This window comes from Enterococcus sp. R12 (genome assembly GCF_058135755.1).
Map to the genome: position 1 here is coordinate 2,188,394 of NZ_CM176874.1, position 23,398 is coordinate 2,211,791.

29 protein-coding genes and 1 other annotated feature are annotated in these 23,398 nt (G+C 41.9%); of the genes, 10 read left to right on the forward strand and 19 right to left on the reverse strand.

The genetic code is table 11. From position 1 onward, the window contains the following. Nucleotides 1-25: 25 nt before the first annotated feature. From ACTW1R_RS10090 to dnaX, 8 genes are read right to left on the reverse strand one after another with little or no spacing between them, the layout of a single operon-like run. On the reverse strand, nt 26-373 hold the full coding sequence (locus tag ACTW1R_RS10090; RefSeq protein ID WP_026008088.1) for a DNA replication initiation control protein YabA: 348 nt from the start codon (nt 371-373) through the stop codon (nt 26-28). Nucleotides 374-392: 19 nt separating this feature from the next. After that, nucleotides 393-1,193, reverse strand: coding sequence for a PSP1 domain-containing protein (locus ACTW1R_RS10095; protein ID WP_005229821.1), 801 nt, complete (start codon nt 1,191-1,193; stop codon nt 393-395). A gap of 29 nt (nt 1,194-1,222) precedes the next feature. After that, a complete protein-coding gene (gene holB / locus ACTW1R_RS10100; protein WP_015509950.1) occupies nt 1,223-2,155 on the reverse strand; it encodes a DNA polymerase III subunit delta' in 933 nt (310 codons plus the stop codon). Between the two features lie 14 nt (nt 2,156-2,169). Further along, a complete protein-coding gene (gene darA, locus ACTW1R_RS10105) occupies nt 2,170-2,499 on the reverse strand; it encodes a cyclic di-AMP receptor DarA (protein ID WP_005229817.1) in 330 nt (109 codons plus the stop codon). A 32-nt stretch (nt 2,500-2,531) separates the two neighbouring features. Continuing rightward, complete coding sequence (gene tmk, locus ACTW1R_RS10110; protein WP_005229815.1) at nt 2,532-3,179, reverse strand: dTMP kinase; 648 nt, start codon at nt 3,177-3,179, stop codon at nt 2,532-2,534. A 20-nt stretch (nt 3,180-3,199) separates the two neighbouring features. Then, the gene (gene recR / locus ACTW1R_RS10115) at nt 3,200-3,796 is read right to left on the reverse strand and encodes a recombination mediator RecR (RefSeq protein ID WP_005229813.1); all 597 of its coding nucleotides are present in this window, start codon (nt 3,794-3,796) and stop codon (nt 3,200-3,202) included. A 14-nt stretch (nt 3,797-3,810) separates the two neighbouring features. Next, nucleotides 3,811-4,125: a YbaB/EbfC family nucleoid-associated protein gene (locus ACTW1R_RS10120; RefSeq protein ID WP_005229811.1), complete on the reverse strand. Its 315-nt coding sequence runs from the start codon at nt 4,123-4,125 to the stop codon at nt 3,811-3,813. A 20-nt stretch (nt 4,126-4,145) separates the two neighbouring features. Beyond that, entirely contained in the window at nt 4,146-5,867 is a 1,722-nt protein-coding gene (gene dnaX / locus ACTW1R_RS10125; protein ID WP_375826615.1) for a DNA polymerase III subunit gamma/tau, read from the reverse strand. A gap of 283 nt (nt 5,868-6,150) precedes the next feature. Between dnaX and ACTW1R_RS10130 the strand changes: the two genes are divergently transcribed. Genes ACTW1R_RS10130 through ACTW1R_RS10140 form a run of 3 tightly spaced genes read left to right on the forward strand, consistent with a single transcriptional unit; the run spans nt 6,151 to nt 9,339 of the window. Next, complete coding sequence (locus ACTW1R_RS10130) at nt 6,151-7,380, forward strand: SPFH domain-containing protein (RefSeq protein WP_010749514.1); 1,230 nt, start codon at nt 6,151-6,153, stop codon at nt 7,378-7,380. Nucleotides 7,381-7,396: 16 nt separating this feature from the next. Further along, nucleotides 7,397-8,518 (forward strand): TFIIB-type zinc ribbon-containing protein, encoded by a 1,122-nt coding sequence (locus ACTW1R_RS10135; protein ID WP_015509952.1) that lies wholly within the window; start codon nt 7,397-7,399, stop codon nt 8,516-8,518. Continuing rightward, complete coding sequence (locus ACTW1R_RS10140; protein WP_016610936.1) at nt 8,515-9,339, forward strand: TPM domain-containing protein; 825 nt, start codon at nt 8,515-8,517, stop codon at nt 9,337-9,339. Before ACTW1R_RS10135 ends, ACTW1R_RS10140 begins: the two co-directional genes overlap by 4 nt. Nucleotides 9,340-9,537: 198 nt before the next feature. Here ACTW1R_RS10140 and ACTW1R_RS10145 read toward each other — a convergent pair whose 3' ends face one another. After that, nucleotides 9,538-10,506: a pyridoxal-phosphate dependent enzyme gene (locus ACTW1R_RS10145; protein WP_175496481.1), complete on the reverse strand. Its 969-nt coding sequence runs from the start codon at nt 10,504-10,506 to the stop codon at nt 9,538-9,540. A gap of 210 nt (nt 10,507-10,716) precedes the next feature. On the opposite strand from ACTW1R_RS10145, the gene ACTW1R_RS10150 reads away from it, so the two are divergent. Both ACTW1R_RS10150 and ACTW1R_RS10155 read left to right on the forward strand, forming a co-directional pair. Further along, a complete protein-coding gene (locus ACTW1R_RS10150) occupies nt 10,717-11,736 on the forward strand; it encodes a branched-chain amino acid aminotransferase (RefSeq protein WP_005229799.1) in 1,020 nt (339 codons plus the stop codon). Nucleotides 11,737-11,884: 148 nt separating this feature from the next. Next, on the forward strand, nt 11,885-12,058 hold the full coding sequence (locus ACTW1R_RS10155) for a hypothetical protein (RefSeq protein ID WP_005231922.1): 174 nt from the start codon (nt 11,885-11,887) through the stop codon (nt 12,056-12,058). A 116-nt stretch (nt 12,059-12,174) separates the two neighbouring features. On the opposite strand, the gene rplL is transcribed toward ACTW1R_RS10155, so the two are convergent. From rplL to rplK, 4 genes are all read right to left on the reverse strand, one after another. Continuing rightward, nucleotides 12,175-12,546 carry a 50S ribosomal protein L7/L12 gene (gene rplL / locus ACTW1R_RS10160; RefSeq protein ID WP_003127081.1) on the reverse strand — a complete coding sequence of 124 codons (372 nt, stop codon included), beginning with the start codon at nt 12,544-12,546 and terminating at the stop codon, nt 12,175-12,177. A gap of 61 nt (nt 12,547-12,607) precedes the next feature. Next, nucleotides 12,608-13,108 (reverse strand): 50S ribosomal protein L10, encoded by a 501-nt coding sequence (gene rplJ, locus ACTW1R_RS10165; RefSeq protein ID WP_016610861.1) that lies wholly within the window; start codon nt 13,106-13,108, stop codon nt 12,608-12,610. A 64-nt stretch (nt 13,109-13,172) separates the two neighbouring features. Then, nucleotides 13,173-13,299: a sequence feature (ribosomal protein L10 leader region), on the reverse strand. Nucleotides 13,300-13,362: 63 nt separating this feature from the next. Beyond that, nucleotides 13,363-14,052: a 50S ribosomal protein L1 gene (rplA, locus tag ACTW1R_RS10170; RefSeq protein ID WP_005229790.1), complete on the reverse strand. Its 690-nt coding sequence runs from the start codon at nt 14,050-14,052 to the stop codon at nt 13,363-13,365. 100 nt (nt 14,053-14,152) lie between these two features. Then, nucleotides 14,153-14,575, reverse strand: a complete 423-nt coding sequence (gene rplK / locus ACTW1R_RS10175; RefSeq protein ID WP_005229787.1) for a 50S ribosomal protein L11 — start codon at nt 14,573-14,575, stop codon at nt 14,153-14,155. 318 nt (nt 14,576-14,893) lie between these two features. Here rplK and sdaAB point away from each other — a divergent pair, with 318 nt between their 5' ends. After that, nucleotides 14,894-15,559 carry an L-serine ammonia-lyase, iron-sulfur-dependent subunit beta gene (sdaAB, locus tag ACTW1R_RS10180; protein ID WP_005229781.1) on the forward strand — a complete coding sequence of 222 codons (666 nt, stop codon included), beginning with the start codon at nt 14,894-14,896 and terminating at the stop codon, nt 15,557-15,559. 14 nt (nt 15,560-15,573) lie between these two features. Continuing rightward, nucleotides 15,574-16,446, forward strand: a complete 873-nt coding sequence (gene sdaAA / locus ACTW1R_RS10185) for an L-serine ammonia-lyase, iron-sulfur-dependent, subunit alpha (protein WP_074932907.1) — start codon at nt 15,574-15,576, stop codon at nt 16,444-16,446. A 153-nt stretch (nt 16,447-16,599) separates the two neighbouring features. Here the strand turns inward: sdaAA and ACTW1R_RS10190 are convergent, their stop codons facing one another. The 4 genes from ACTW1R_RS10190 to rpmG all read right to left on the reverse strand — a co-directional run bounded on the left by ACTW1R_RS10190 (nt 16,600) and on the right by rpmG (nt 19,215). Beyond that, a complete protein-coding gene (locus ACTW1R_RS10190) occupies nt 16,600-18,090 on the reverse strand; it encodes a DUF1576 domain-containing protein (protein ID WP_156235830.1) in 1,491 nt (496 codons plus the stop codon). Nucleotides 18,091-18,218: 128 nt separating this feature from the next. Then, nucleotides 18,219-18,761 (reverse strand): transcription termination/antitermination protein NusG, encoded by a 543-nt coding sequence (gene nusG / locus ACTW1R_RS10195; protein WP_005229769.1) that lies wholly within the window; start codon nt 18,759-18,761, stop codon nt 18,219-18,221. Between the two features lie 118 nt (nt 18,762-18,879). Further along, the gene (gene secE / locus ACTW1R_RS10200) at nt 18,880-19,050 is read right to left on the reverse strand and encodes a preprotein translocase subunit SecE (protein WP_005229766.1); all 171 of its coding nucleotides are present in this window, start codon (nt 19,048-19,050) and stop codon (nt 18,880-18,882) included. Between the two features lie 12 nt (nt 19,051-19,062). After that, the gene (rpmG, locus tag ACTW1R_RS10205) at nt 19,063-19,215 is read right to left on the reverse strand and encodes a 50S ribosomal protein L33 (RefSeq protein ID WP_005229764.1); all 153 of its coding nucleotides are present in this window, start codon (nt 19,213-19,215) and stop codon (nt 19,063-19,065) included. Nucleotides 19,216-19,370: 155 nt separating this feature from the next. Here rpmG and cbpA point away from each other — a divergent pair, with 155 nt between their 5' ends. Further along, on the forward strand, nt 19,371-20,009 hold the full coding sequence (gene cbpA, locus ACTW1R_RS10210; protein ID WP_005229762.1) for a cyclic di-AMP binding protein CbpA: 639 nt from the start codon (nt 19,371-19,373) through the stop codon (nt 20,007-20,009). 85 nt (nt 20,010-20,094) lie between these two features. On the opposite strand, the gene ACTW1R_RS10215 is transcribed toward cbpA, so the two are convergent. Then, complete coding sequence (locus tag ACTW1R_RS10215; protein ID WP_005229760.1) at nt 20,095-20,604, reverse strand: QueT transporter family protein; 510 nt, start codon at nt 20,602-20,604, stop codon at nt 20,095-20,097. 506 nt (nt 20,605-21,110) lie between these two features. On the opposite strand from ACTW1R_RS10215, the gene ACTW1R_RS10220 reads away from it, so the two are divergent. Further along, complete coding sequence (locus ACTW1R_RS10220; protein ID WP_115232504.1) at nt 21,111-21,563, forward strand: hypothetical protein; 453 nt, start codon at nt 21,111-21,113, stop codon at nt 21,561-21,563. 174 nt (nt 21,564-21,737) lie between these two features. Here ACTW1R_RS10220 and ACTW1R_RS10225 read toward each other — a convergent pair whose 3' ends face one another. After that, nucleotides 21,738-22,436: a sunset domain-containing protein gene (locus ACTW1R_RS10225; protein ID WP_118215482.1), complete on the reverse strand. Its 699-nt coding sequence runs from the start codon at nt 22,434-22,436 to the stop codon at nt 21,738-21,740. A gap of 390 nt (nt 22,437-22,826) precedes the next feature. Here ACTW1R_RS10225 and ACTW1R_RS10230 point away from each other — a divergent pair, with 390 nt between their 5' ends. After that, entirely contained in the window at nt 22,827-23,354 is a 528-nt protein-coding gene (locus ACTW1R_RS10230; protein ID WP_118215481.1) for an FUSC family protein, read from the forward strand. Nucleotides 23,355-23,398: the final 44 nt, after the last annotated feature.

Sequence of the window (23,398 nt, forward strand, 5' to 3'; positions counted from 1 at the left end):
TCTAACGAACCGCTTCGTCTGTCAGCTATTTGCCGCTTTCACGATAGATCACTTCTAGACAAAACGCACAAGGTTCGTCATGTTCTCTGCGAGAACCGTATAAGTCATAACAAACATGAAATCCTTCTTCGTAAATCTTTTCTAAATTCATCCGTGATTTAGAAAGCTCTTGTTTGACCGATTCAGCGGGTGCATCTGCCACTTGGTTCAACTCACGAATGTGTTCACGTAAGCGTTGATTTTCCAATTCTAATGTCGTATTTTTTTCGACGATTTCTTGCAAAGACTGCTTCATTTCCGCTAGATTATTCAAGGAATTTTGCAACTCCACTTCTAACTGATTCAATCCGTCATATATTGATCGTTTGTCCATGCTCATTATGGTCACCTACTTATTTTGTCACTAGTTCTTCATAATCATACTCGATTGGTGTTTGCCGATCATGCAAACGGACTTTGATCACTCGGCTCAACAGATCCAGCCCGACCACACGTCCTTTGCCATCTGGCGTTTCAACTTCCTTGCCGCGATCCGGCAATTCTTTTTTTGCACGCTCATACTCTTCACTTTCGTACTTAAGACAACACATCAAACGACCACATAACCCTGAAATTTTTGCAGGATTTAAGGAGAGTCCTTGATCCTTAGCCATCTTGATGGACACTGGGATAAAATCGCCTAAAAACGTCGCACAGCATAGTTTGCGACCGCAGGGTCCAACTCCGCCTAGCGCCTTTGCTTCATCCCTGACACCAATTTGGCGCAGTTCGATCCGTGTATGAAATTCACTTGCCAAGTCTTTGACCAACTCACGAAAATCTACGCGGCTTTCTGCCGTGAACGAAAAAATCAGTTTTGTGCGCTCAAAGGTATATGCCACCCGAATCAGCTTCATTGGCAGCTGGTGTGCTCGAATTTTTTCTTTCCCGATTTTCAACGCTTCGTCTGCTGCTTTTTGATTGGCGGCAGCTTGCTCTAAATCTTTTTTCGTCGCTCGACGCAGGATCGGTTTGACTGCTTGAGGCAAATCGCTCTCATTCATTTTTCTGCTTTTTGTAACCACCGTGGCAAGACATTTGGCATCTTGTGATTCCACGATGACTTGTTCATTTATGGTATAGGTCTGTTTTTTTGGTGTGTAAAAATAAATCTGGCCCACGTCATGATAACGCACTCCGACAACTTCGATCATCTCTGGTCTCCTTTTCCGGCTGCTGCGTTTTATCCATAGATGATTTTCACGGAAAATTGTTCTGCCACTCCTTGGAAAGACACATTGGCTTGCAATTTTTTTTGTGCTTGCAATGCGGCTTCAATGGCACGATTGATCTCTTTTCCCCATAAACCTTGTGCCAACAATCGATCTCGTTCCTCTTGAAAGTAAAATAACAAGAGCAAAAAGATTTCTGATTGCTGATTTTTTTCTTTTGCTAGACCCAATAATTTTTTCTGAACAAAAATAAATGCTTGCGGGTCTTTCTTCAAAAGGTAATTCACCCAACGCTTAACAGCATCCTTAGTTTCATTAAACCATTCATTCTGCGAGATTTCAACTGCTTTATGATAACTATTAGTCAAGTGGCTCAGAAGTCGACTCGTCTCTTTGGAAAGTCCTTCTTCTTGGAGCTTCTCCTGTAGTTTTTCTTTTGACAGCTGCGAAAAATGAATGATCTGACAGCGAGACTGAATCGTCGGCAAAATACGTCCTAAACTCTCAGTTTCTAAAATCGCCAAAAAGTTTCCCACCGGTTCTTCCAAAAACTTTAATAGGCTGTTGGCAGCGCTGTTGTTCATTTTGTCAGCTTGAGACAAAATAAAGATTTTCAGACGACTTTCAAAGCCGCTTTTTGAGAACTCCTCTTGCAGCTGCCGAATCTGGTCGACTTTGATCATCTGCCCATCCGGCTCGATTTGGATGACGTCAGGATGCTCTCCTTGGGCGATCCGCAGACAATTGCTGCAAGTGCCGCACGGGGCTTCTTCTTGCACATTGGTACAAAAAAGGCGTTTTGCGAGCCACAGACTTAATTCGTGCTTGCCAGTCCCCTTGTCCCCTTCAAAAAGATAAGCATGAGCAATGCGCCCATGCTTGATACTTTTTTTTAGTTGGGCAAAAACAAGAGGCTGATATTCTTGTAGAAATAACTCCTCCATGAAAAGCTCCTTTTTTAATATTGATGGAATCCGTCAACCGGTAGCACGAACACAGTTGCTCCGCCGACTTCGACTTCGACTGGATAAGGAACTTGACCGTCTAAGGAAATGTCTAAAGACATCGGTGTCGAGACATATTGTTTTCTTGATTGACAGGTTTTTTTGATCAATTCTAATGCATCTTGTACCCGATCGTCTTCAATACCAATGATAAACGTACTGTTGCCAGCCTTTAAAAACCCACCCGTTGAGGACAATTTTGTAGCACGGATATTGGCATCAATAAACTCATTTGCCAAACGATTACTGTCTTTGTCTTGTACGATTGCCATAATTAATTTCATGGGACCATCTCCTTTGTGTTATCCAACCTACTCTAGATTGACTTGAAGTAAGCAGGATACGATTCAACGATTGCTGAATAGCTGGATTCAACAACTTCTTGTAACCCCATTCTAGCATCAATCTTATGAATGCGTACAGGATTTTCTTCCGCCAGCTTAAGATACGCATGACGAACCCGTTGATGAAACTCCAATCCTTCCGAATCTAAGCGGTCATATTGATGTGCGCGGTTTTCTTGGATGCGACGCAAGCCAGTATCAGAGTCAACATCTAGATACAAGGTAAAATCAGGCGTCGTTCCTTCCGTCGCAAACTCGTTGATCCGTGCGATCTCAGGAATCCCGATGCGGCGTCCAGCTCCTTGATAGGCAAGCGAACTGTCAACAAAGCGGTCACAGATCACGATGTGTCCAGCATTTAATGCCGGCAGGACAACCTCAATCAAGTGTTGGCGGCGGGCCGCTGCATAAAGTAAGGCTTCCGTCCGCTCATCCATTTCTTCATTTCGCGGATCTAAAATAATTTTACGAATCTTTTCAGCGATTTTAACTCCGCCAGGTTCTCTTGTTTTCACGATTTTTCTTGTTGCTTCAAGCTGTAACCGAGGATACAACTCTTCGATCACACTGGTTTTTCCAGCACCATCCGGTCCTTCGATGGTTATAAACAATCCATTCACCCTAATTGCCTCCAATATCTTTATAATTCTCGGCGACCTTCTACTGCTTTTAGCAAGGTCACTTCATCCGCGTATTCAATATCGCTGCCCACAGATAAGCCATGAGCCAAACGCGTGACTTTAATACCAGCAGGCTTGATCAAACGTGACATATACATCGCCGTTGCTTCACCTTCCGTGGTCGCATTGGTCGCAATAATCACTTCTTTGACCTGATCATCATGCAGCCGCTGTATCAGCGATGCAATGTTGATATCTTCTGGACCTGTCCCTTCCATCGGGGATAACACGCCATGCAGCACATGATAAAGTCCATGATACTCCCGGACTTTTTCTAGTGCCATGACATCTTTAGGCTCTTCAACCACTAAAATCGTTTCTTTGTCTCTTGTTGGATCACTACAGATCTCACAAGGATCTTCTTCAGTTATATTTCCGCAAATACTGCAAAAGTGCAAATCTCGTTTGACACTAAGCAACGATTTGGCAAACTCATTGACGACTTCTTCTTTCATATCGATCGTATAAAATGCCAAACGTGTCGCGGTTTTTTGTCCGATTCCCGGCAGTTTCATGTAACTGTCGATCAATCGGGCGATCGGTTCAGGATATTGCACCGTCATTTCTCCTTTTATAGACCCGGAATGTTTCTTGTGTATTTGCCCATCGTTTGTTCCGATTCTTTTTCAATTTTCTTCAATCCGTCATTGACAGCTAAAATGATCATATCTTGCAGCATTTCCACATCGTCAGCATCAACGATCGCTTCATTGATAGTAATGTCTTGTAACGTCTTATCCCCAGTAAAGGTCGCTTTGACATAGCCATTTGTCGATTCGCCGATAAATTGTTTGCTGTTCAGCGCTTCTTGTTCTTTCATCATTTCTTTTTGCATTTTTTGCATTTGTTTCATCATGCCTTGCATATTTCCCATGCCTCGCATCATTATCAATCACTCCATTTTCATTAATTTTCTTCAATGCTGGTTAATTCACCAAATAACTCTTGCGCTTTTGTTACTAAGTCGTCATTTTCAGGTTCGACAGGAGCGGCTTCGGTCTCTTCTTGGTCTACTTCAATTTCCGAATCTGCCGTTGCTTGACCGCCGGCCAAAAACTCTTGCCGTAGTGCTGGCCAACTTTCTTTTGTGATAAAGACAGCCTGTGGGGCGTAGTCTTTGATCATGCGAGACAATTGATTATGGATCATCAATTGAAACTCTTGGTCGTTACTTGCTCGCTGGCATAAGATCTCATAGTCAAAAGCGATCACGACGCCCGATTCGCTGGCAGCTTTTGCTTCACTGGAATGCAGCATCGCTCTTTGCGTCACGGAAAGAGACATCAAAAGATCGTCCCAAACATTGCGAACGTTTGCCAAGTCTTTCTTCGTTGCACTTTTCAGTACTTGGAACACGCGTTCCTTTGGTAAACGGAACGTAGTGGTCGCCTTGGCTTTCTTCACTGGCGCAGTGGTTTCCGCAACGGCACCTGCCGGTCGATTCTCCTGCAGTCGTTGCACCTCTGCCTGAAGTTTTTGCAATGCTTGCCGTAACTGCGCCACTTCTTGACTATTATCAGCTGAATTGCTAGCAACAGCAGCACTTTCTGGATCATTGGCTAATTTGACCACAGCCACTTCCAGATAGATCGTAGGATTGTTCGTAAATCGTACTTCATTTTGCGTATCGTTTAAGACCGTGATCCAGTGATAGATTTTTGCTGGCGGGGTATTTTTTGCCAGTGTTTGAAACGCTTCAGTCAATTGCAGCGACTTTTCAGATAGCAGCTGCGGCGCTTGTTGATACATCAGCAAGTCTCGACAATAAACCAACAAGTTTTCCAATAAACGTCGGGCTTCTTTACCAGAGGCTAATAACTCCCGCAAGGTCGCTAACGCATCGGCAACTTCTTTTTCCCCGCAAGCTTGCATCAGACGGTCCATCATTTCATAGGACAAGCTGCCCGTCACTTCAAGAGCATCTTGGGTCGTTACGGTTCCATCACTAAAAGCGATCGCCTGGTCGGTGATACTCAAGGCATCCCGCATACCGCCTTCTGCGGCTCGCGCAATGATCTGTAAAGCTTCTGCTTCGTAATTGATCTCACTAGCAGTAAGGACCGTTTCTAAATGACCCACGATATCTTGCGTATTGATCCGTTTGAAATCAAAACGTTGGGTTCGAGAAATGATCGTTGCTGGAATCTTATGGGGCTCTGTTGTTGCCAAAATAAAGACAACATTTTTCCGTGGTTCTTCCAATGTTTTTAGTAAAGCGTTGAATGCGCCTGTTGACAGCATGTGCACTTCATCAATGATATAAACTTTGTATTCAGCTTGGGTCGGTGCATAGTTCGCACGATCACGAATAAAGCGAATTTCTTCTACACCGTTGTTGCTTGCCGCATCGATTTCGATCACGTCTTCTTGCGTCCCTGCTGTGATTGAGCGACACATATCGCACTCATTGCAAGGCTCACCGTTGACCTGGTTCGGACAATTGATGGCTTTGGCAAAAATTTTCGCTGCACTTGTTTTCCCGGTTCCTCGAGGACCCGTAAATAAATAGGCATGCGAGATCTGGTTTTGATCGATTGCATTTTTTAAGGTTTGGGTAATTGCTTTTTGTCCGACAACATCATCAAAACGCTGAGAACGCCAAACACGATATAATGCTTGATAAGCCATAGTTTTCCACACTCATTTCAAAATTCGCTACCTTCTATTATACGTAATATCAGCCAAAAAAACCACCGTTTGCGTGGGGGAATCTCAAAAGAAATGGAAATTTAATCCGCAATCTCCAATTTGTCTCTTTTATTCAAATCCACCTGCGAACGAACCGTTTATTGATGGATTTTGCGAAAAACTCCTCTCCAACTTTAGACTGATAACGTAAATCTCACCTCCTATGGTATAATGAATCTATGTTCATCTATTGTGATGAAAACAATTTAAAGGAGGACTGAAAATGGGTATTATCAAAGCGGCAACAAGCGCAATTGGCGGCGGATTAGCAGATCAATGGCTAGAGGTGATCGAGCCTGACAATATGAGCGATTCGACAGTAATGACAAAAGGTGTCAAAGTGCGGCGTAATGACAAACGCGGTTCCAACAGAAAAGGCACAGAAGATGTCATCACTGATGGCTCAGTGATCCATGTCTATCCGAATATGATGATGTTATTGGTTGATGGCGGGCGAATCATCGATTATACCGCCGAAGAAGGCTACTATACAGTGAAAAACGAATTAGCGCCTTCAATGTTAAACGGTTCATTGAAAGATGCGATTTCTGAAACGTTTGACCGCTTTAAGTTTGGTGGCGTTACACCGCAAAAACAACAAGTTTTTTATATCAATCTACAAGAAATCAAAGGGATTCGCTTCGGTACTTCCTCGCCTTTGAATTATTTTGACAACTTTTACAACGCAGAACTTTTCTTGCGGGCGCACGGAAACTATTCCTTACGAATTACCGATCCAATTTTGTTCTACACGAATGCGATCCCAAAAAACAAAAGTCAAGTCGATATCAACGACATCAACGAGCAGTACTTAGCTGAATTTTTGACCGCCCTACAAACAGCGATCAACAAAATGTCCGCTGATGGCGAACGAATTTCTTACGTTCCATCTAAGAGCATGGAATTAAGCAAATATATGGGAACAGTTCTTGATGACAGCTGGCGAGAACTCCGAGGAATGGAAATCGTTTCGGTTGCCGTCGCAAGCATCTCTTATACGGATGATTCCGTAAAATTGATCAACATGCGGAACCAAGGGGCAATGTTAGGTGACCCTTCGATTCGTGAAGGCTATGTTCAAGGTTCGGTAGCTCGTGGTATGGAATCTGCCGGTAGCAATGCCGCTGGCGCTACGACTGGGTTTGTTGGTATGGGCATGGGGATGAACGCTGGTGGCGGTTATTTGAACCAAGCGTCACAAAACAACCAACAGCAGATGCAGCAGCAACAAGCACCTGCACAAAGCAACGCAGATCATTGGGACTGCCCACAATGCGGCACATCTAATACTGGTAAATTCTGCAGCAATTGCGGCACGCCTAAACCAACGAGCGATGGACCAAGTCTGAAAATGAAATGCAGTGATTGTGGTGAAGTGATTGATTTAGCCAACGGCATTCCAAAATTCTGTCCGAATTGCGGCAAACCTTTCAAAGGTGTCCCAGTAGACTAATTGAGGAGGATTGCTGATGGATGTTATCACACATAAGTGCCCCAATTGCGGGGGCGCTTTAACCTTTGATCCTGGCGATCAAAAATTTCATTGTCCATTTTGTCTGAGTATTTTTACTGAAGACGAAGTCACTGCCTTTGAAGAAAAGCAAAAAGAAGCGCAAATGGCCGCTGATTCTTCTGTAGATGCCACGGCTGCCTCAGTGACGGAGCCGAGCCTTGAAGAAGAAGTGCAACAACAAGCCAATGCACAAGCGGGACAGATGGACCTTTTCACCTGCCCCAGCTGCGGTGCTGAAATCGTGACGGATGCGACTACAGCTGCAACCTATTGCTACTTTTGCCATAACCCGGTCGTTTTATCTGGACGGCTTTCGGGAGAATTTTTGCCAAACAAAGTCCTTCCCTTTGCGATCGAAAAAGAAGAAGCAACGCAAAAGTTTTTAGAATGGGCGCAAAAGAAAAAATTCGTCCCACGGGATTTCTTCGACCAAGCACAAGTAGAGAAATTGACTGGCGTATACTTCCCTTATTGGGTCGTCGATGCCGAGATGAACGGCTCCCTCTCAGGAATGGGTACCTCCTTGCGTATTTGGCGCGTTGGTGATATTGAATATACCGAGCATAAACAATACGATGTCTTGCGACGAGGCAAAATCAAGGTGAATGAATTGCTCAAGCATGCGCTGTCAAAAAACGTCCAACAAAAAATGGTAACTGGCGTTCAGCCGTTTCCCCTTGAAAAAGCTGTTAATTTTCGCAGTCAGTATTTAGCCGGCTTCCAAGCAGAAAAAAGAGACATTGAATACATTGATCTTTCCGACGAAGTCAAAAACGAGTTATCGGGGTATGCTGAAAATCTGCTAGCAGGTACGGTCAATGGCTATACTAGTTTTAAACGCAACAATCGATCCATCAATCTAACAAAAGAAGAAAACAACTACGTTTTGCTTCCTGTATGGCTAGTGACCTATCGAGCCGATGATGAAAACAAGAGTGCCTTTTATTATGCGATGAATGGGCAAACAGGAAAAGTCAGCGGTGTTTTACCGATCAGTTACAAACGCTTGGGAATCGTCAGTGGCGCAATTTTCGCGGCAACGACCATCCTCGCATTGATTGGAGCGTATTTCTTATGAAAAAACTATCTTATTTGTTGCTTCTGCTGGTTGGCTTTTTCTTAACCACCCTGCCCGCCTTTGCAGCCGAAGAGACAGTCGCAGACCACGCTGGACTTTTTACCGAACAAGAAATCCAGAAGTTGAATGAAGAAGCAGAAGCGCTGAATGCAAAAATCAAAGGCGAAGTGTTTATTCAAACAACGAACAGCAACACGGGAGATATCGAGTTGTATACTAATCGATATCTTTCAAGACGGATCGGCAACGACAACAATGGATCCGCTTTGGTGATCGATATGTCGCAACGTAAATTTCACGTTTCGACTTCTGGAAATATGATCGATTACCTCACCGATTCACGTCTAGATAATCTTCTTGATGCGGTATTTGACCAAATGGCAGAGGGAAATTATTACCAAGCGGCATTGGTCTATCTGCAAAAAGCAGCTGGTTTTGTGGAAGCAGGTGTTCCTGCCGATCACTATCGTATCGATCGTGATACTGGAAAAATTACTTATTACAAAGTGATGACGCCACTAGAAATTGCTATTTGCTTAGCGATCGCGGCAGTGATCAGTATCGCCTTTTTCATCATTGTTAAATCCCGTTATCAATTAAAAATGGGCGGCTACAAATTTAACTATCTAGAAAAATCAAGTATTGATCTGACTCAAAAAGAAGATCGCTTAGTCAACTCCTTTGTCACAACCAGACGCATCCCCCGTCCCTCGGATAATAGCGGAGGCGGCGGTGGTGGCGGTTTTTCTGGCGGCGGAGGCGGCAGTACGACCCACTCTTCTGGCGGCGGTACTTTCGGCGGCGGCGGACGCAGTTTCTAATCGTTAAATAGTTCTTTTGAATGTAAAAAAGAGTTCCTTCAAACGGGAACTCTTTTTTTTGCTGCTATTCATACCATGAATCGAGAAGTCCTTTAGCTATCGTCACAATGATTTTGACCCTATCGCCGGTAAAGATATAGAGATCCTTTTGATAATTTCAAATGTACCTCATCGATTTTACTTGAGTATGCTTTTTATTCAAATCATTTCCTTAAACACAGAGAAATCAATATTGCCGCCGGAGACCAATGCCACAGTTTTCTTTCCTCGAAGTAAATGATCGATTTGTCCGCTTAAAATCGCCGCTGTACTTAATGCACCAGCACCTTCTGCAATGACTTTTTCCTTCAAAGCCAAGTAATGGATCGCTTGTTCGATGTCGGATTCTTCAACTAAGACCGTTTCATCGATACGGGTCTTTAAAACATCATAGGTCAGCTCCCCTGCTAAAGCAACATCACAGCCATCGGCGATCGTTCTACTGCGGCGATTGGCTACCAGCTTTTGCTGCCAGATCGATGCGATCATACCATAAACGCCATAGGATTGAACGCCGATGATTTTGACTTCTGGACGAAGTTCTTTTAAGGCTAAAGCCATCCCAGCGATCAACCCACCACCACCGATGGGAATAATGACATTATCAACATCTGGAAGATCCTCCAACAGTTCGATCGCAATCGTTCCTTGCCCCTCCATTACTGCACGATCATCAAAGGGAGAGACAAAAACTTCGCCACTGTCTTTCATGGCGTCTACTGTCAGTTGTTTGGTTTCATCAAACGTCTCTCCTGCTAAAACGACTTGTGCGCCATAGCTTCTTGTCGCCTCTATTTTTGTTTTAGCAGCCGTTAATGGCATAAAGATTCGGACATTGATCCCCAGTAACGATCCTGCGAGAGCAACACCTTGCGCATGATTTCCTGCAGAACAGGCGATGACACCGCGAAGTTTTTCTGCATCAGTCAATGAAGCGAGCTTGTTATACGCCCCCCGCGCTTTAAAGGAGCCGGTACGCTGTAGATTTTCTAATTTCAAAAATATCGTGCCCTCTTTTTCTTTGCCTAAAATATTACTTGGTGCAAGTGGTGTATGGATCATGATTGGTTTCAATCGTCGATACGCAGCAGCGATCCCCTGACTGTCCGTCAACACTTCCTCAATCACAAACGTTCCCCCTTTTTTGTTTTTTTATACTCTCATTGAAGCACAGAACTTGTAGAAAAACAAACTGGGGAACTCGTACAAGCAAAGAGCACTTCCCTATCCTTTACACGTCAATGTCACCAACTATTCTTACAGAAGAATTTTCAGAAAATAATGACATTTCTTTTCTGAAGTGCTATACTTAGAAAAATTAAAAAAGGGTGTGAACGAATGACAATCGATTGGTCAAATTTAGGGTTTTCTTATATCAAGACGCCATGGCGTTTTTTGGCAACATGGAAAGACGGTTCTTGGAATGAAGGCGAACTTACCGAGGATAATTATCTGCATATCCACGAGGGATCAACCGCTCTTCATTATGGACAACAATGTTTTGAAGGACTAAAAGCCTACCGAAGAAAAGATGGCGGCATCAATTTGTTCCGTCCAGACGAAAATAGCAAACGGATGAATCGCAGTGCCTATCGCCTGCGCATGCCAGAGGTTCCTGAGGACTTTTTCTTAGATGCGGTAAAACAAGTAGTAAAAGCAAATCAGGAATATGTTCCACCTTATGGCAGCGGCGCCACCTTGTATATTCGTCCTCTATTGATTGGGGTCGGAGAAAACATCGGTGTCAGTCCAGCACCAGAGTATATTTTTACGGTTTTTTGTATGCCTGTCGGTCCTTACTTTAAGGGCGGATTGACACCGACCAATTTCATTGTTTCTGATTATGATCGCGCGGCACCAAATGGTACTGGCGCAGCCAAAGTTGGTGGAAATTATGCTGCGAGTTTGTTGCCTGGATACGAAGCCCATCAGCGGAAATTTTCCGACTGCATCTATCTGGATCCAGAAACGCATACCAAAATCGAAGAAGTCGGTTCTGCTAACTTTTTCGGAATCACGGCTGACAATGAATTTGTGACACCAAAATCTCCTTCTATTTTGCCAAGTATCACAAAATATTCATTGCTGCATCTAGCGCAACACTCATTAGGATTGACCCCTGTTGAAGGCGATGTTTATCTTAATGAGCTGGATCGGTTTGTCGAAGCGGGTGCCTGCGGAACAGCTGCTGTTATCTCCCCAATCGGCGGGATCCAAAACGGTGAGGATTTTCATGTGTTCTATAGTGAAACGGAAGTTGGTCCACAAACAAAAGCATTGTATGATCAATTGACCGGCATTCAATTTGGAGATATTGCGGCCCCAACAGGTTGGATCTTTGATGTCCCATTGAAATAGCCACACCCATAGACCATCATAAAACGAACGGTCCACTGTGATCGTTCGTTTTATTCTCTTTCCGCCAACCAATTCCTTTCCATCAGGAGAGAATTGATTGCCACAACTCTTTCGACTTGTTACAATCATAGCAAAGGGAGGCGTAATGATGGGTAAACGACTCGGCTATTCTTTGCTTGCAACAGCATTGTATTTGGTGGTTTCCAATATCGGTAATCTCGTTTTTGGTATCAACCGCAGCTTTAGCTGGACCACAACATTGTGGGAAGCATTTTTCTTTTTTATTTTTGTGTTCCTATTCCAACAATTCCGAAAAAAATAAGCAGTGATCCTCGCTAGTAAGAAACGGGGATCGCTGCTTATTCCTTTTGCAGGAATTTCATTTACAAAAAAAAGCGCCAAACCCCTTCATACAAAAGGATTTGACACTAAGAAAAATTATTTAACTGTTACTGAAGCGCCAACTTCTTCTAAAGCTGCTTTCAATGCTTCAGCTTCGTCTTTAGAGATGCCTTCTTTAACTGCTGAAGGAGCTCCGTCAACGACTGCTTTCGCTTCTTTCAAGCCTAAGCCAGTTGCTTCACGAACTGCTTTGATAACTTTAACTTTTTGATCGCCAGCTGCAGTCAATTCTACAGTGAATTCAGTTTGTTCTTCAGCAGCACCAGCATCGCCAGCTCCACCAGCTACAGCTACAGGAGCTGCAGCAGATACGCCAAATTCTTCTTCGATAGCTTTAATTAAATCGTTTAATTCTAAGATTGTCGCGCCTTTTAGCTCTTCGACAATGTTTTCAATGTTCAATGCCATTTTGTTTTCCTCCATTTAAGTAAGTAGTTTAGTTTTTTAATACTGAAAAATCATGCGGCAATTATGCTGCATCTTCTTCTTTTTCTGCCACTGCTTTGACAGCGTAAGCCACGTTGCGGATAGGTGCTTGTAGCACAGATAGCAACATAGAAAGAAGTCCTTCGCGGTTTGGCAATTTCGCCAATGCAGTAATTTCTTCCAATGAAGAAACTTTGCCTTCGATGATACCGCCTTTGATTTCTAAAGCTTTTGCGTCTTTTGCGAAATCGTTAATGATTTTTGCAGGTGCAACAACGTCTTCGTTACTGAATGCTACGGCAGTAGGACCAGTGAATACTTCACCTAAACCTTCTAGACCAGCTTTTTCAGCAGCACGAGAAAGAATTGAGTTTTTGATAACTTTCATCTCAACGTTTGCATCACGCAATTGTTTACGTAAGCGAGTTACTTCATCAACAGTTAATCCACGGTAGTCAACAACGACTACAGATGCGGCTGCAGAGAATTTTTCACTCACTTCATCAACGATCGCGGATTTTTTAGCGATAGCTGCTTCACTCATTTATATTTCACCTCCTGATTTTGATGGAAGAGTTTCTTCGAAACGAACGGTTCCTTTGTCTAAAAAAAGACAATAAAAAACTCTATGCCACCGTAGACATAGAGGGACTATTGAAGGTTCTCAATAAACGTCCTCGGTAGGAAATTAAGGCAAATGCCACCTACTGTCTTCGGTACAGTTAAACTTTTAACCTTGACTACCTTACCATAGATAAGGCAGTCAAGTCAATAAAAGTTTTAAATTTTTGTGTTAAATTAGAAAGAAGCTTGTTCTACATGGATCCCAGGTCCAAATGTTGTTGTAACTGAGATATTTTTCATGTATTGACCTTTTGCTGCTGAAGGTTTAGCTTTCAACAATGTTTCATGGATTGTTTTGAAGTTTTCGATTAATTTGTCATCTTCAAATGAAACTTTTCCGATTGGTACGTGTATGTTTCCAGCTTTGTCAACACGGTAAGTTACTTTACCAGCTTTAACTTCGTTAACTGCTTTTGTTACGTCCATTGTTACTGTACCAGTTTTAGGGTTAGGCATCAAACCTTTAGGGCCTAACACACGACCTAATTTACCAACAGTAGCCATCATGTCAGGCGTTGCAACAACAACGTCAAAATCGAACCAGCCACCTTGGATTTTTTGAACCATATCGTCGTCACCAACGAAATCAGCACCAGCTGCTTCTGCTTCTTTGGCTTTATCGCCTTTAGCAAAAACTAAAACTGTTTGTGTTTTACCAGTACCGTTTGGTAATACAACCGCGCCACGGATTTGTTGATCCGCTTTTTTAGGGTCTACGTTTAATTTGTAAGCAACTTCAACCGTTGCGTCGAATTTTGCAATATTTGTTTCTTTTGCCAAAGCTACTGCTTCTTCAACTGAATAAGCTTTTGTAGCATCAACTTTTTTCAATGCTTCTTGCATTTTTTTGCTTTTTTTAGCCATTTTGTTTCCTCCTTGATGTGGTTATAACGGTAGAACCTCCCACGTGTCCCATATTTTTCAATATGAAGCCGACTGAGAAGCTACTTCCTTAGGGCTGTAATTATTCTACAGTGATCCCCATGCTTCGTGCAGTTCCTTCAACCATGCGCATTGCTGCTTCAACGTCAGCTGCGTTTAGGTCTTCCATTTTCAATTCAGCGATTTCTTTTACTTGATCGCGTGAAACTTTTGCAACTTTTGTTTTGTTTGGTTCGCCTGAACCTTTTTCAACGTTTGCTGCTTTTTTCAACAATACTGCTGCTGGTGGTGTTTTTGTAACGAAAGTAAATGAGCGGTCTTCGTATACAGAGATCACTACTGGAATGATCAAACCTGCTTGATCAGCTGTACGAGCATTGAATTCTTTAGTGAATCCCATGATGTTGATACCCGCTTGACCTAGCGCAGGACCTACCGGTGGAGCTGGTGTTGCTTTACCTGCAGGAATTTGCAATTTAACGATTTTTTCTACTTTTTTTGCCACGAGACATACCTCCTTGAGTCCGTGATGTGGTTAATTGGAGATCCAAATTTCTCCTCCCACTTTGGTGATTCATGTGCACACACAAAAAACGTGTGACGAAAGCACACTGGAATATTATAGCATCTTTAAGGAATAATTCAAGGTTTTTCAGCTGATTTTTTTGAAAAAATACTCACCATCACTTTTCGTCATTCCTTTGATAAAAAAATAAATAAAAATCCCTTGCTTTTGGTCTGCTTTTTTCATTCTCTCATTTTTTTATGCTACACTACTACTGGAATTCTTCCCTATTCGTTTACTACTATCGAGGTGAAAAAAATGGAACAATTAAAATACCGCAGTGTATTTGATATAATCGGTCCCATCATGGTGGGTCCCAGCAGTTCTCATACAGCCGGTGCGGCTCGGATCGGAAAAATCGTTCGCAGTATTTTTGGTGAACAGCCAGACAGTGTTGATATCCTTTTGTATGAATCGTTTGCCAAAACCTATCGCGGTCATGGAACCGATATTGCGTTAGTTGGCGGTCTTTTAGGCATGGAGCCAGATGATGCTCGCCTAGCAGACTCTTTAAAAATCGCTTATGAGAAAGGGATCGAAGTCCTATTCGTTCCTAAAAAAGAAAAAGCGGAACATCCAAATATGGTCAAGATGATTTTGACAAAAGGTAGCCACAAACTTTCTGTCACTGGTATCTCGATCGGTGGTGGTAATATTCAAATCTCAGAGCTTAACGGCTTCAAAATTTCTCTGACGCTGGGTACGCCAACTTATGTGATCGTTCATCAAGATGTTCCAGGAATGATTGCAAAAGTAACCAATTTACTATCAGAGGCTCAAATCAATATCGGTACGATGACCGTAACAAGAGAAGCTGTCGGTGATAAAGCAATCATGATCATCGAAGTCGATCAGCGCAATGATCAGCTGGCGCAACAAATCAAAGTTTTGCCACACGTTTACAGCGCTGCGTATTTTGATTAAAGGAGAAAAGGCACATGTTCTATACAATAGAAGAATTAGTAACAGAGAGTAAAAATTATCCTTCCGTTGCAGAGATGATGATTGCGATCGAAGCTGAAAATACTGGCCGTAGTCGCGAACAGATCCTTGCAATCATGGAAAAGAATTTAGTTGTTATGGAACAATCAGTCGCTGAAGGTGTCGCTGGTGTAAAATCGGTGACGGGATTGACCGGCGGCGATGCGACACGCATGAACGACTACCTTGCTGCCGGTGATTTTTTAAGCGGAGAAACCATTCTACACGCGGTCCAAAATGCCATTGCAGTCAACGAAGTCAATGCGAAAATGGGCTTGATCTGTGCAACACCGACCGCCGGTAGTGCGGGTGTTGTTTCTGGTGTCTTGATGGCCGTACGTGAACGTTTGGCACTGACTCGAGCGCAACAAGTCGACTTTTTATTTACAGCCGGAGCCTTTGGTCTAGTGATTGCCAACAATGCCTCGATTTCTGGAGCCGAAGGCGGTTGTCAAGCGGAGATCGGTTCTGCTAGCGCAATGGCAGCGGCAGCTTTGGTTTGTGCAAAAGGTGGCACCCCTCACCAAGCGGCTCAAGCGGTGGCGATCACCCTCAAAAATATGATGGGCTTGATTTGTGACCCTGTCGCGGGCTTAGTCGAAGTCCCATGCGTGAAGCGCAATGCCCTGGGATCTTCCCAAGCCTTTATCTCTGCCGACATGGCACTGGCAGGAATCGAAAGTGTTATCCCACCTGATGAAGTGGTCTTAGCGATGTATCAAGTCGGTCGCCAAATGCCTAGCATTTTCAAGGAAACGGCTGAAGGCGGTCTAGCCATGACACCGACTGCCCAACGCTTGCAGGCAGAAATCTTAGAAGCCAATCGTTGATTTTTTTTAGAAACGAACACGAATAAAAACCAACCAAGAACAACCAATCGTTGCTTGTTCTTGGTTGGTTTTCATTTTCCCATGATTTCCAGCGACGAAAAGACAAGTAATCCACACTTGTTAAACAAGTAACAAACGACATTGGCGGTTTTTCTACTCCCACTCGCCTAACCTATAGTGTTTCTTTTGGGCAACGGGTTTTAATACCTTCACAGGCTCGGAAAATTTAGGTTTCCCTTCTGTTTGATCCAACGTGACCAATGGCTGCTCGCTTTCTTGTGCTTTCAAGTCCATTTGTGGTTTTTCTTCCTGGGTAGCTTGTGCCTGATCGGCTGATTTTTGCCAGAGCTGTTTGCTGAGATCCAATAAGGGAATGATCATCATGGCGACGAGCCCGCCAGAAAAACCATTGTTATACAGATTCAAACCTCCATGTAAGAAATCAATATTCAGTACCATTGAGGCGTGGACAAAACCGACCACCAAGCCGCCTTTCCAGCCATAGGCATTTGTTACTGCACAGAGCATCATCGCAAAAATCGCTGACGTGACTGTAACCGTCTCGTTGATGGTGTATACGCTCAATAGATTGGCGATCGTCACCCCTGCCAATAAAGGCAGCGAGTTAAACACATGAGAGCCACAAGCAGAAAAGCCGATGACACAAAAGATCGCACCGATAACTGGTCCATTTAAAACCGCACCAATACTGACAACGTAAGCCACTAACAAGAATGTCATTAACCCCATATTGATCATCGTATTATAAACGCCAGTATCCCTTAAAATATCTCGCTCGATTTTGCCACTATGCGACCAAATCGCTCGCATATTCAATCGTTTTTTCTTGATCGCCATCAACAAGCCATAGCCGACGAATACCCCTCCTAAAACCAGCATCATAAAAATCAATCGAGGTTGCTGCTCTTGAGATACTAATGTTCTTAGCTCGATCGTAAAGCCAAACATTCGGCAGATGGCAGCGACCAGTGTACATAGCATCCCTGAAGTAAATCCCGCACTGTATAGACTGACGCTTTGAAACAGCGCTTGAAAGTATAAGGCCATAGGAACCATCAAAAAACCGGTGAAGATCCCAATGCCATACCCCATCACTAGACTAAAGTATGGTGGTAAGGAATCATTGAAAGCAAAATAGCTGACGATTGGGGAAACCGATGACCCATAGAGGGCGATCAACAGAAATTTTTTCAATGGTTCGTTCATAAAATACGAATACAGTCGAACGCCTAAAAATATTGGGATAAAATTCAGGAGATTTTTCCCAAAAAAGCCATAGCCAGTCACCATGAAGATCGCAGAGACTGCACCGCCCGTGATCGGTACCCGATAGTGATAGCAAATCGAGATCGCTACAAAGGTCATCAGACTGCTATTTAACAAAGCCGTCCCTACCGAGGTCATGGCAATATAATCGGTGACTAAATGACTTTCCGAAAACAAAATCAACTTGAGCTCTTCGATTGCCACCATTGGATCAAAAAACAACATAGCAAAGAAAAATAGCAGCAAATTGAAAAGAAATAACAAGCTATATCCATTATGTACAGAGATCATCCCTTTACCATGGGGATGAAAATCATTGTGAAACTTTACTCTAAAAAAAGTGACTAGTTTTGACATAGGACCCCTTCCTCTTATAAAGCGCTTACTGATTTTGAGAAAAAAAGTGGGCCAACGAATTGGTCCACTTTATTCTCATTACTGTTATTTTACCGTAAAAGAGTCATTCTTGCTAGTGAATCCAGTAGTTAAATCTTATCTACTTGCTCAAAATCAAGTTCTGTACTCGTTTCACGACCGAACATATCGATGTTCACTTTTAGTTTTTGTTTTTCTTCATCGATTTCTGCTACTTGTCCTTCTAGACCAGAAAACGCACCTTCGATGATTTTGACGGTTTCGCCAATTTCTACTTCCAGTTCAACCGTCCGAGTGCTCATACCGATCGAACGTAAAATTGAATTGATTTCTTCTTGTAATAAAGGCGCTGGCTTGCTTCCTGCACCATGGGAACCAACGAAACCTGTTACCCCAGGAGTATTACGTACAACGTACCAAGATTCATCCGTCATGACCATTTCAACTAATACATAGCCAGGAAATGTTTTATGAACGATTTCTTTGGTTTTGCCGTTTTTTTCTTCTGTTTCTACTTCTTCGGGAACGACGACACGGAAAATATAATCACCCATACCCATGCTTTGTGCACGTGACTCTAGGTTCGCTTTTACTTTGTTTTCATAGCCAGAATACGTATGCAGTACATACCAATTTTTTTCAAAAGATTCCATTTTTTTCGGACTCCCCATCTTTTTGTAAAATAAAAAAACCTCAGCTGCACCGAAGTTTTTCCTCAAAGCGATTATAGCATGATTTGCGATAAATGACTAGCGCTATCAGTAAGAAGTCTTACTTTAGGATCCAATTGAAGACTGTTTGAATCAGTGTGTCCATCACAAAGAACATCAATGCAAAAATAATGGTTGTTTGAATCACCACAAAGGTATCTTTACGTAATTGCTTTTTTGATGGCCAAGAAACGTTTTTCATTTCTTCAACAACATTTTTCAAAAATTTCATTTGATTCCCTCCTTACTTCGTTTCACGATGCAACGTATATTGATTACAATACTTGCAAAATTTGTTGATTTCAAGGCGTTCGCCTTTTTTACCTTCACTGACTGATTTTGAATAGTTGCGGGATCCGCAGACAGAACAAGCCAAAGCAGCTTTTTTTGTTGCCATCTTAGTGTCCTCCCCCTTTTTATAAAGTTTTCCAACACTAAAAATACCATTTATTTAAGAATGTGTCAATTTTTGATTTTCTGTCGTAAAAATATAGTTTCTTCTAATTTTGTGGTATGATAATGGTGTTAAATGGGTATTTGGGAGGGAAAATTATGTTATTAAAAACAATGGTTTACAAAAAACGCGATTTAACAACGGTAAAAGAAACAGCTACTTTAGAAGAAGCGCTGGCAATTTTGGAAGAATCTGGTTATCGTTGTGTGCCTATCCTAGATGAATCAGGCAAGATTTTCAGAGGAAATATTTATAAAATGCACATTTATCGCCACAAAGCAAACGGCGGCGACATGACTTTGCCAGTCACTTATCTACTAAAAAATGCGACCAAATTTATTTATGTCAATTCTTCTTTCTTTAACGTTTTCTTCACGATCAAAGAATTGCCTTATATTGCTGTATTAGATGAAAACAATCAATTTTATGGCATCTTGACACACAGTTCTTTGTTGAACATGTTGTCACAGTCATGGAGTGTTGAGCAAGGAAGCTATGTGTTGACGATCGCATCAACTGGTCAACAAGGCGACTTAGCAGTCATCGCAAAAATAATCGCAAAATACAGCAGTATTGCCAGCTGTATCACACTGGATATCGGTAAAGATGAATTTATCCGTCGTACGATGATCACTTTACCAGCGAACACATCAAAAGAATTATGCGACAAGATCGTTTCTCAACTGGAAGCAAAAAATTTCAAAGTTGTGGAGATCGAAGACCTAAAAGCAGAATAAAATAAAAGATCATTCCTAAGAAAGAAAGGAATGATCTTTTTTCTTGTTTTTTGAGAACCATCAAAGCAAAAAACAAGATTTTTTTTTAAACGCGTTTATCGAAACGAACGGCACGATTGATGATATACATCACAGGTGCAGTGATCGTCATCACGATAAATTCACTCAATGCCGTTGTTGCAAAGGTTGGCCAGAAAGGTAATGCTAAGGTGATGTTTAGCATAATCGCAATCAGGAACATGCTTAATGAAAAAACAATTGTATTAAATGCGAGTCTTAAGAAAACATTTGGAATCTTCTTATGTACCAAGGCAGTTGCTCCTAAGGCTAAAAAGCTTCCGAAACCGCCGAATACGACATCCAAGATCCCCATTCCAAAGAACAAGTTATACACAACGACCCCACCGACGACACCCCACATCAATTTTCTGTTGAAAACGACTAAGTGATTCAACCCTTCAGATATTCTGAATTGAATCGCTCCTGAGGCGACTGGTGCGACCAGAACCGTTACAGCAACATAAAGTGCCATAATGATCCCATTGGCTGCGACGACACGCAAACGTTGATTGGTTAGATTTGTGGATTTTTCCATTTGATCCCTACTTTCTCCGAGTTTTGATTACGCGGGATGGTTGATGAACCGCGGTGCGCTTCGCACAAGTACTTATTATACACATTAATAGCCATATATCAATGTTAAACCAGCCAATTCCTTTTCTAAATCACCTTAAAAGCTTTTTCTAAGTCAAGTTTCTCACCGATTGCCATTCATTCAGTGCTTCGTTTTTCTACTTAAACAAGCTTGTCACGGCTCATGGGGTTAGCTTTTCTTTTTGGCTTCCAATAAAAGCATATTTATGGAAAGCTAACTCAATGAGAAATAATCTTGCAAAGCCTACGCTTACTAATAAAAAAGTACCGCTAGTCATGCTGATCTTTCAGATAGCAAAACTAAAAAAAGAAGGGAGAGAAGCACTTGTAATCGATGTCGCAAATCACGTGATGGATAATCATATTTTTTTACTTTAACGAGGCACGTAATAAATATGTTACAACATACTCATATAAACAAAAATAAAAGGAAGAAAAGGTGTAATAATGAAAAAAATAGCGATAAACTTAATAACTCTCCTTCTGATGGTCATAGCTGTTGGTTGTGGAAATGGTAATGGTAATGAAAATATCACAAAAGAAGACTTACAAAAAAATGACTGGCTTATTGAGATAGATGATGATGATGGTGAGTATGCAGTGATGACAGCCACATTTAGTGAAACGAATCTTACTATTGGTACCGATAATAGCTCGCTACAATCAGAAGAAGATGATGAACTGGAAGAGCTTGGAGTAGCTTTTGATGGGGTAGTCTGGGAAGAATTCGAGTATACCTACAACTATACCCTTGAAGACAATCAGCTAGTGATGCAAGATCCAGAATATGAAACTGAGATGTCCTACTTCTTCCTTGAAAGAGATGGTAAAAATATTATTTTTACATTTATTGAAGGAATGAACGATGAAGATGGTAGCTTTGTGCTGAAACCTCGCTAAAAAAAGGATCAGCCTATAAAGCGGGCAGCCAGTAAACTTACTTTGTGAATCCTCATATCTAGCAAAAAATACTATGGAATAAAAAACTCCTTTCCCGCTGAGGGGAAGGAATTTTTTATAGTGATCGAACCAGTTTCAAGTGCCCGATTGTGTACACATTGACTGAGTCCTTCTCTATTTAGCAGGTCGAAAGCCCGCTTTGTAAGCTTCCACCTCTGTCTTGAACATACGAATCGGACTGGTCGTTTTCTTATAGTATTGACTACCCGGTAGGTGATAAATCTTTTGTTTTGACCCTTTGATCAACCCTTTGCCCCGTTTATCTACATATTTTTTCAGTCCATCTCGAAAGCCATTATTCGTCGTTCCAGGTGCTTTCCCACCTTTTTTTACCAGCTTAATCTGAATTGCTTCCAATTGAAAGCCAAAGCCAGAAGTTCCTGAGGACTGCCCGTTTTTTGCCCAGCCCATCCAGCCAAATTGTTGTGCATTGACTCGATAATAGACATCATAATACTTAGCGATCTCACCGGTAAGTTTGATTTGGATCGCTTCCAAACGTTGCCCCTTACCGCTTGTACCAGATAGCGCACCATTTTTTCTAAAAGATTTTTCCCATCCTTGTTTCTGAATGGATGTTTTATATTCAATACTTCCTTTATATTTTTCGTTTGTAATTTTTATTTTGATTGCTTCAAGTCGCTTCCCTTTCCCTGTAGTCCCTGACGTCTGAGCGTTTGTTTTCCATGATTGCCACCCTTGAGACTGGACATTCGTTTGATAGCTCACGCTCGGTGAAGAAGCAGCGAAAACTGTCACTGGAAAAACAACAAAACCAAGTAAGAAAACAAGTAATACAGAAACTTTTTTCATTTTATCCCCTCCTTATTTTTGATTATCTCAATATAATATCTAAAAAACAAACTTTTTATAAACAATAAGTAGTTTTTTATCAAAACAACTTATATAAATGATAACAGGACTGAAAAATCAAAAGAAGGATCACTCATGGAAATGGAAAGGAGCTTTAAACGAGGAATGCGAAAATCAATTCATTTAAAGTTAGGTTTACTTATTGTATTCCTTTCAATACTCAAAGTTGAAAAGTGCATAGGATAAAACTAGCTTTTCGACTACTGGTAGAATTTACCTCTCAACGCACGATGAAAGAATCGTTGTTCATTTTTCTGAAAATCTAAAATATGAGTGCTTGCGATATGGTATAATCTATTTCGTTGAAATTGTTTTGAGAGGATGGCATGATTGAAATTATTTGGATTGACCTTTGGCTTAAGAAATGTAAAAACTGGCATTAGTGTATTTCTGTGTATTTTGATTAGTTTTCTTCTGAATCGTGAAACGTATGTTGTATCGACGATCACAGCTGTTTTCACATTAAGAGAAGATCATGAGAATACCGTCAAATACGGGAAACATCGGATTGCCGGTAACAGCTTCGGTGCAATCGCTTCTGTGTTTTGTATTGCGATATTTAACTTTTTCGGATATTCGTCCGTTATACAAATCATTGCGATCCCTTTAGTGATCATGTTGATGATCGCTTTATTGGTCAAATTTGATTACTCCGAGGGAACAGTTGGCGCCTGTGCCACGCTATTGACGATTTTGTTTATGATTCCTCAAACTGAATCATACTTGTATGCCTTTAATCGGATTGTTGATAGCTTCATAGGCATGACGATCGCCATACTGGTGAATCGCTTTTTCCCATTCCCCAATAAACGCACTGCACAAACGAAGGCAACACCGAGTCAGAGCGATTCGGTTTGAAACAAAGCAGAAAAAGAACCCCATCTCAAAACGTCATTGAGATG

Excerpts from the sequence above, each read along its gene's own strand:
- ACTW1R_RS10090 (WP_026008088.1), bottom strand. The coding sequence starts at position 373 with ATGGACAAACGATCAATATATGACGGATTGAATCAGTTAGAAGTGGAG.
- ACTW1R_RS10095 (WP_005229821.1), bottom strand. The coding sequence starts at position 1,193 with ATGATCGAAGTTGTCGGAGTGCGTTATCATGACGTGGGCCAGATTTAT.
- holB (WP_015509950.1), bottom strand. The coding sequence starts at position 2,155 with ATGGAGGAGTTATTTCTACAAGAATATCAGCCTCTTGTTTTTGCCCAA.
- darA (WP_005229817.1), bottom strand. The coding sequence starts at position 2,499 with ATGAAATTAATTATGGCAATCGTACAAGACAAAGACAGTAATCGTTTG.
- ACTW1R_RS10120 (WP_005229811.1), bottom strand. The coding sequence starts at position 4,125 with ATGATGCGAGGCATGGGAAATATGCAAGGCATGATGAAACAAATGCAA.
- dnaX (WP_375826615.1), bottom strand. The coding sequence starts at position 5,867 with ATGGCTTATCAAGCATTATATCGTGTTTGGCGTTCTCAGCGTTTTGAT.
- ACTW1R_RS10130 (WP_010749514.1), top strand. The coding sequence starts at position 6,151 with ATGGGTATTATCAAAGCGGCAACAAGCGCAATTGGCGGCGGATTAGCA.
- ACTW1R_RS10135 (WP_015509952.1), top strand. The coding sequence starts at position 7,397 with ATGGATGTTATCACACATAAGTGCCCCAATTGCGGGGGCGCTTTAACC.
- ACTW1R_RS10140 (WP_016610936.1), top strand. The coding sequence starts at position 8,515 with ATGAAAAAACTATCTTATTTGTTGCTTCTGCTGGTTGGCTTTTTCTTA.
- ACTW1R_RS10150 (WP_005229799.1), top strand. The coding sequence starts at position 10,717 with ATGACAATCGATTGGTCAAATTTAGGGTTTTCTTATATCAAGACGCCA.
- ACTW1R_RS10155 (WP_005231922.1), top strand. The coding sequence starts at position 11,885 with ATGGGTAAACGACTCGGCTATTCTTTGCTTGCAACAGCATTGTATTTG.
- rplL (WP_003127081.1), bottom strand. The coding sequence starts at position 12,546 with ATGGCATTGAACATTGAAAACATTGTCGAAGAGCTAAAAGGCGCGACA.
- rplJ (WP_016610861.1), bottom strand. The coding sequence starts at position 13,108 with ATGAGTGAAGCAGCTATCGCTAAAAAATCCGCGATCGTTGATGAAGTG.
- rplA (WP_005229790.1), bottom strand. The coding sequence starts at position 14,052 with ATGGCTAAAAAAAGCAAAAAAATGCAAGAAGCATTGAAAAAAGTTGAT.
- sdaAB (WP_005229781.1), top strand. The coding sequence starts at position 14,894 with ATGGAACAATTAAAATACCGCAGTGTATTTGATATAATCGGTCCCATC.
- sdaAA (WP_074932907.1), top strand. The coding sequence starts at position 15,574 with ATGTTCTATACAATAGAAGAATTAGTAACAGAGAGTAAAAATTATCCT.
- ACTW1R_RS10190 (WP_156235830.1), bottom strand. The coding sequence starts at position 18,090 with ATGTCAAAACTAGTCACTTTTTTTAGAGTAAAGTTTCACAATGATTTT.
- nusG (WP_005229769.1), bottom strand. The coding sequence starts at position 18,761 with ATGGAATCTTTTGAAAAAAATTGGTATGTACTGCATACGTATTCTGGC.
- secE (WP_005229766.1), bottom strand. The coding sequence starts at position 19,050 with ATGAAATTTTTGAAAAATGTTGTTGAAGAAATGAAAAACGTTTCTTGG.
- rpmG (WP_005229764.1), bottom strand. The coding sequence starts at position 19,215 with ATGGCAACAAAAAAAGCTGCTTTGGCTTGTTCTGTCTGCGGATCCCGC.
- cbpA (WP_005229762.1), top strand. The coding sequence starts at position 19,371 with ATGTTATTAAAAACAATGGTTTACAAAAAACGCGATTTAACAACGGTA.
- ACTW1R_RS10215 (WP_005229760.1), bottom strand. The coding sequence starts at position 20,604 with ATGGAAAAATCCACAAATCTAACCAATCAACGTTTGCGTGTCGTCGCA.
- ACTW1R_RS10220 (WP_115232504.1), top strand. The coding sequence starts at position 21,111 with ATGAAAAAAATAGCGATAAACTTAATAACTCTCCTTCTGATGGTCATA.
- ACTW1R_RS10225 (WP_118215482.1), bottom strand. The coding sequence starts at position 22,436 with ATGAAAAAAGTTTCTGTATTACTTGTTTTCTTACTTGGTTTTGTTGTT.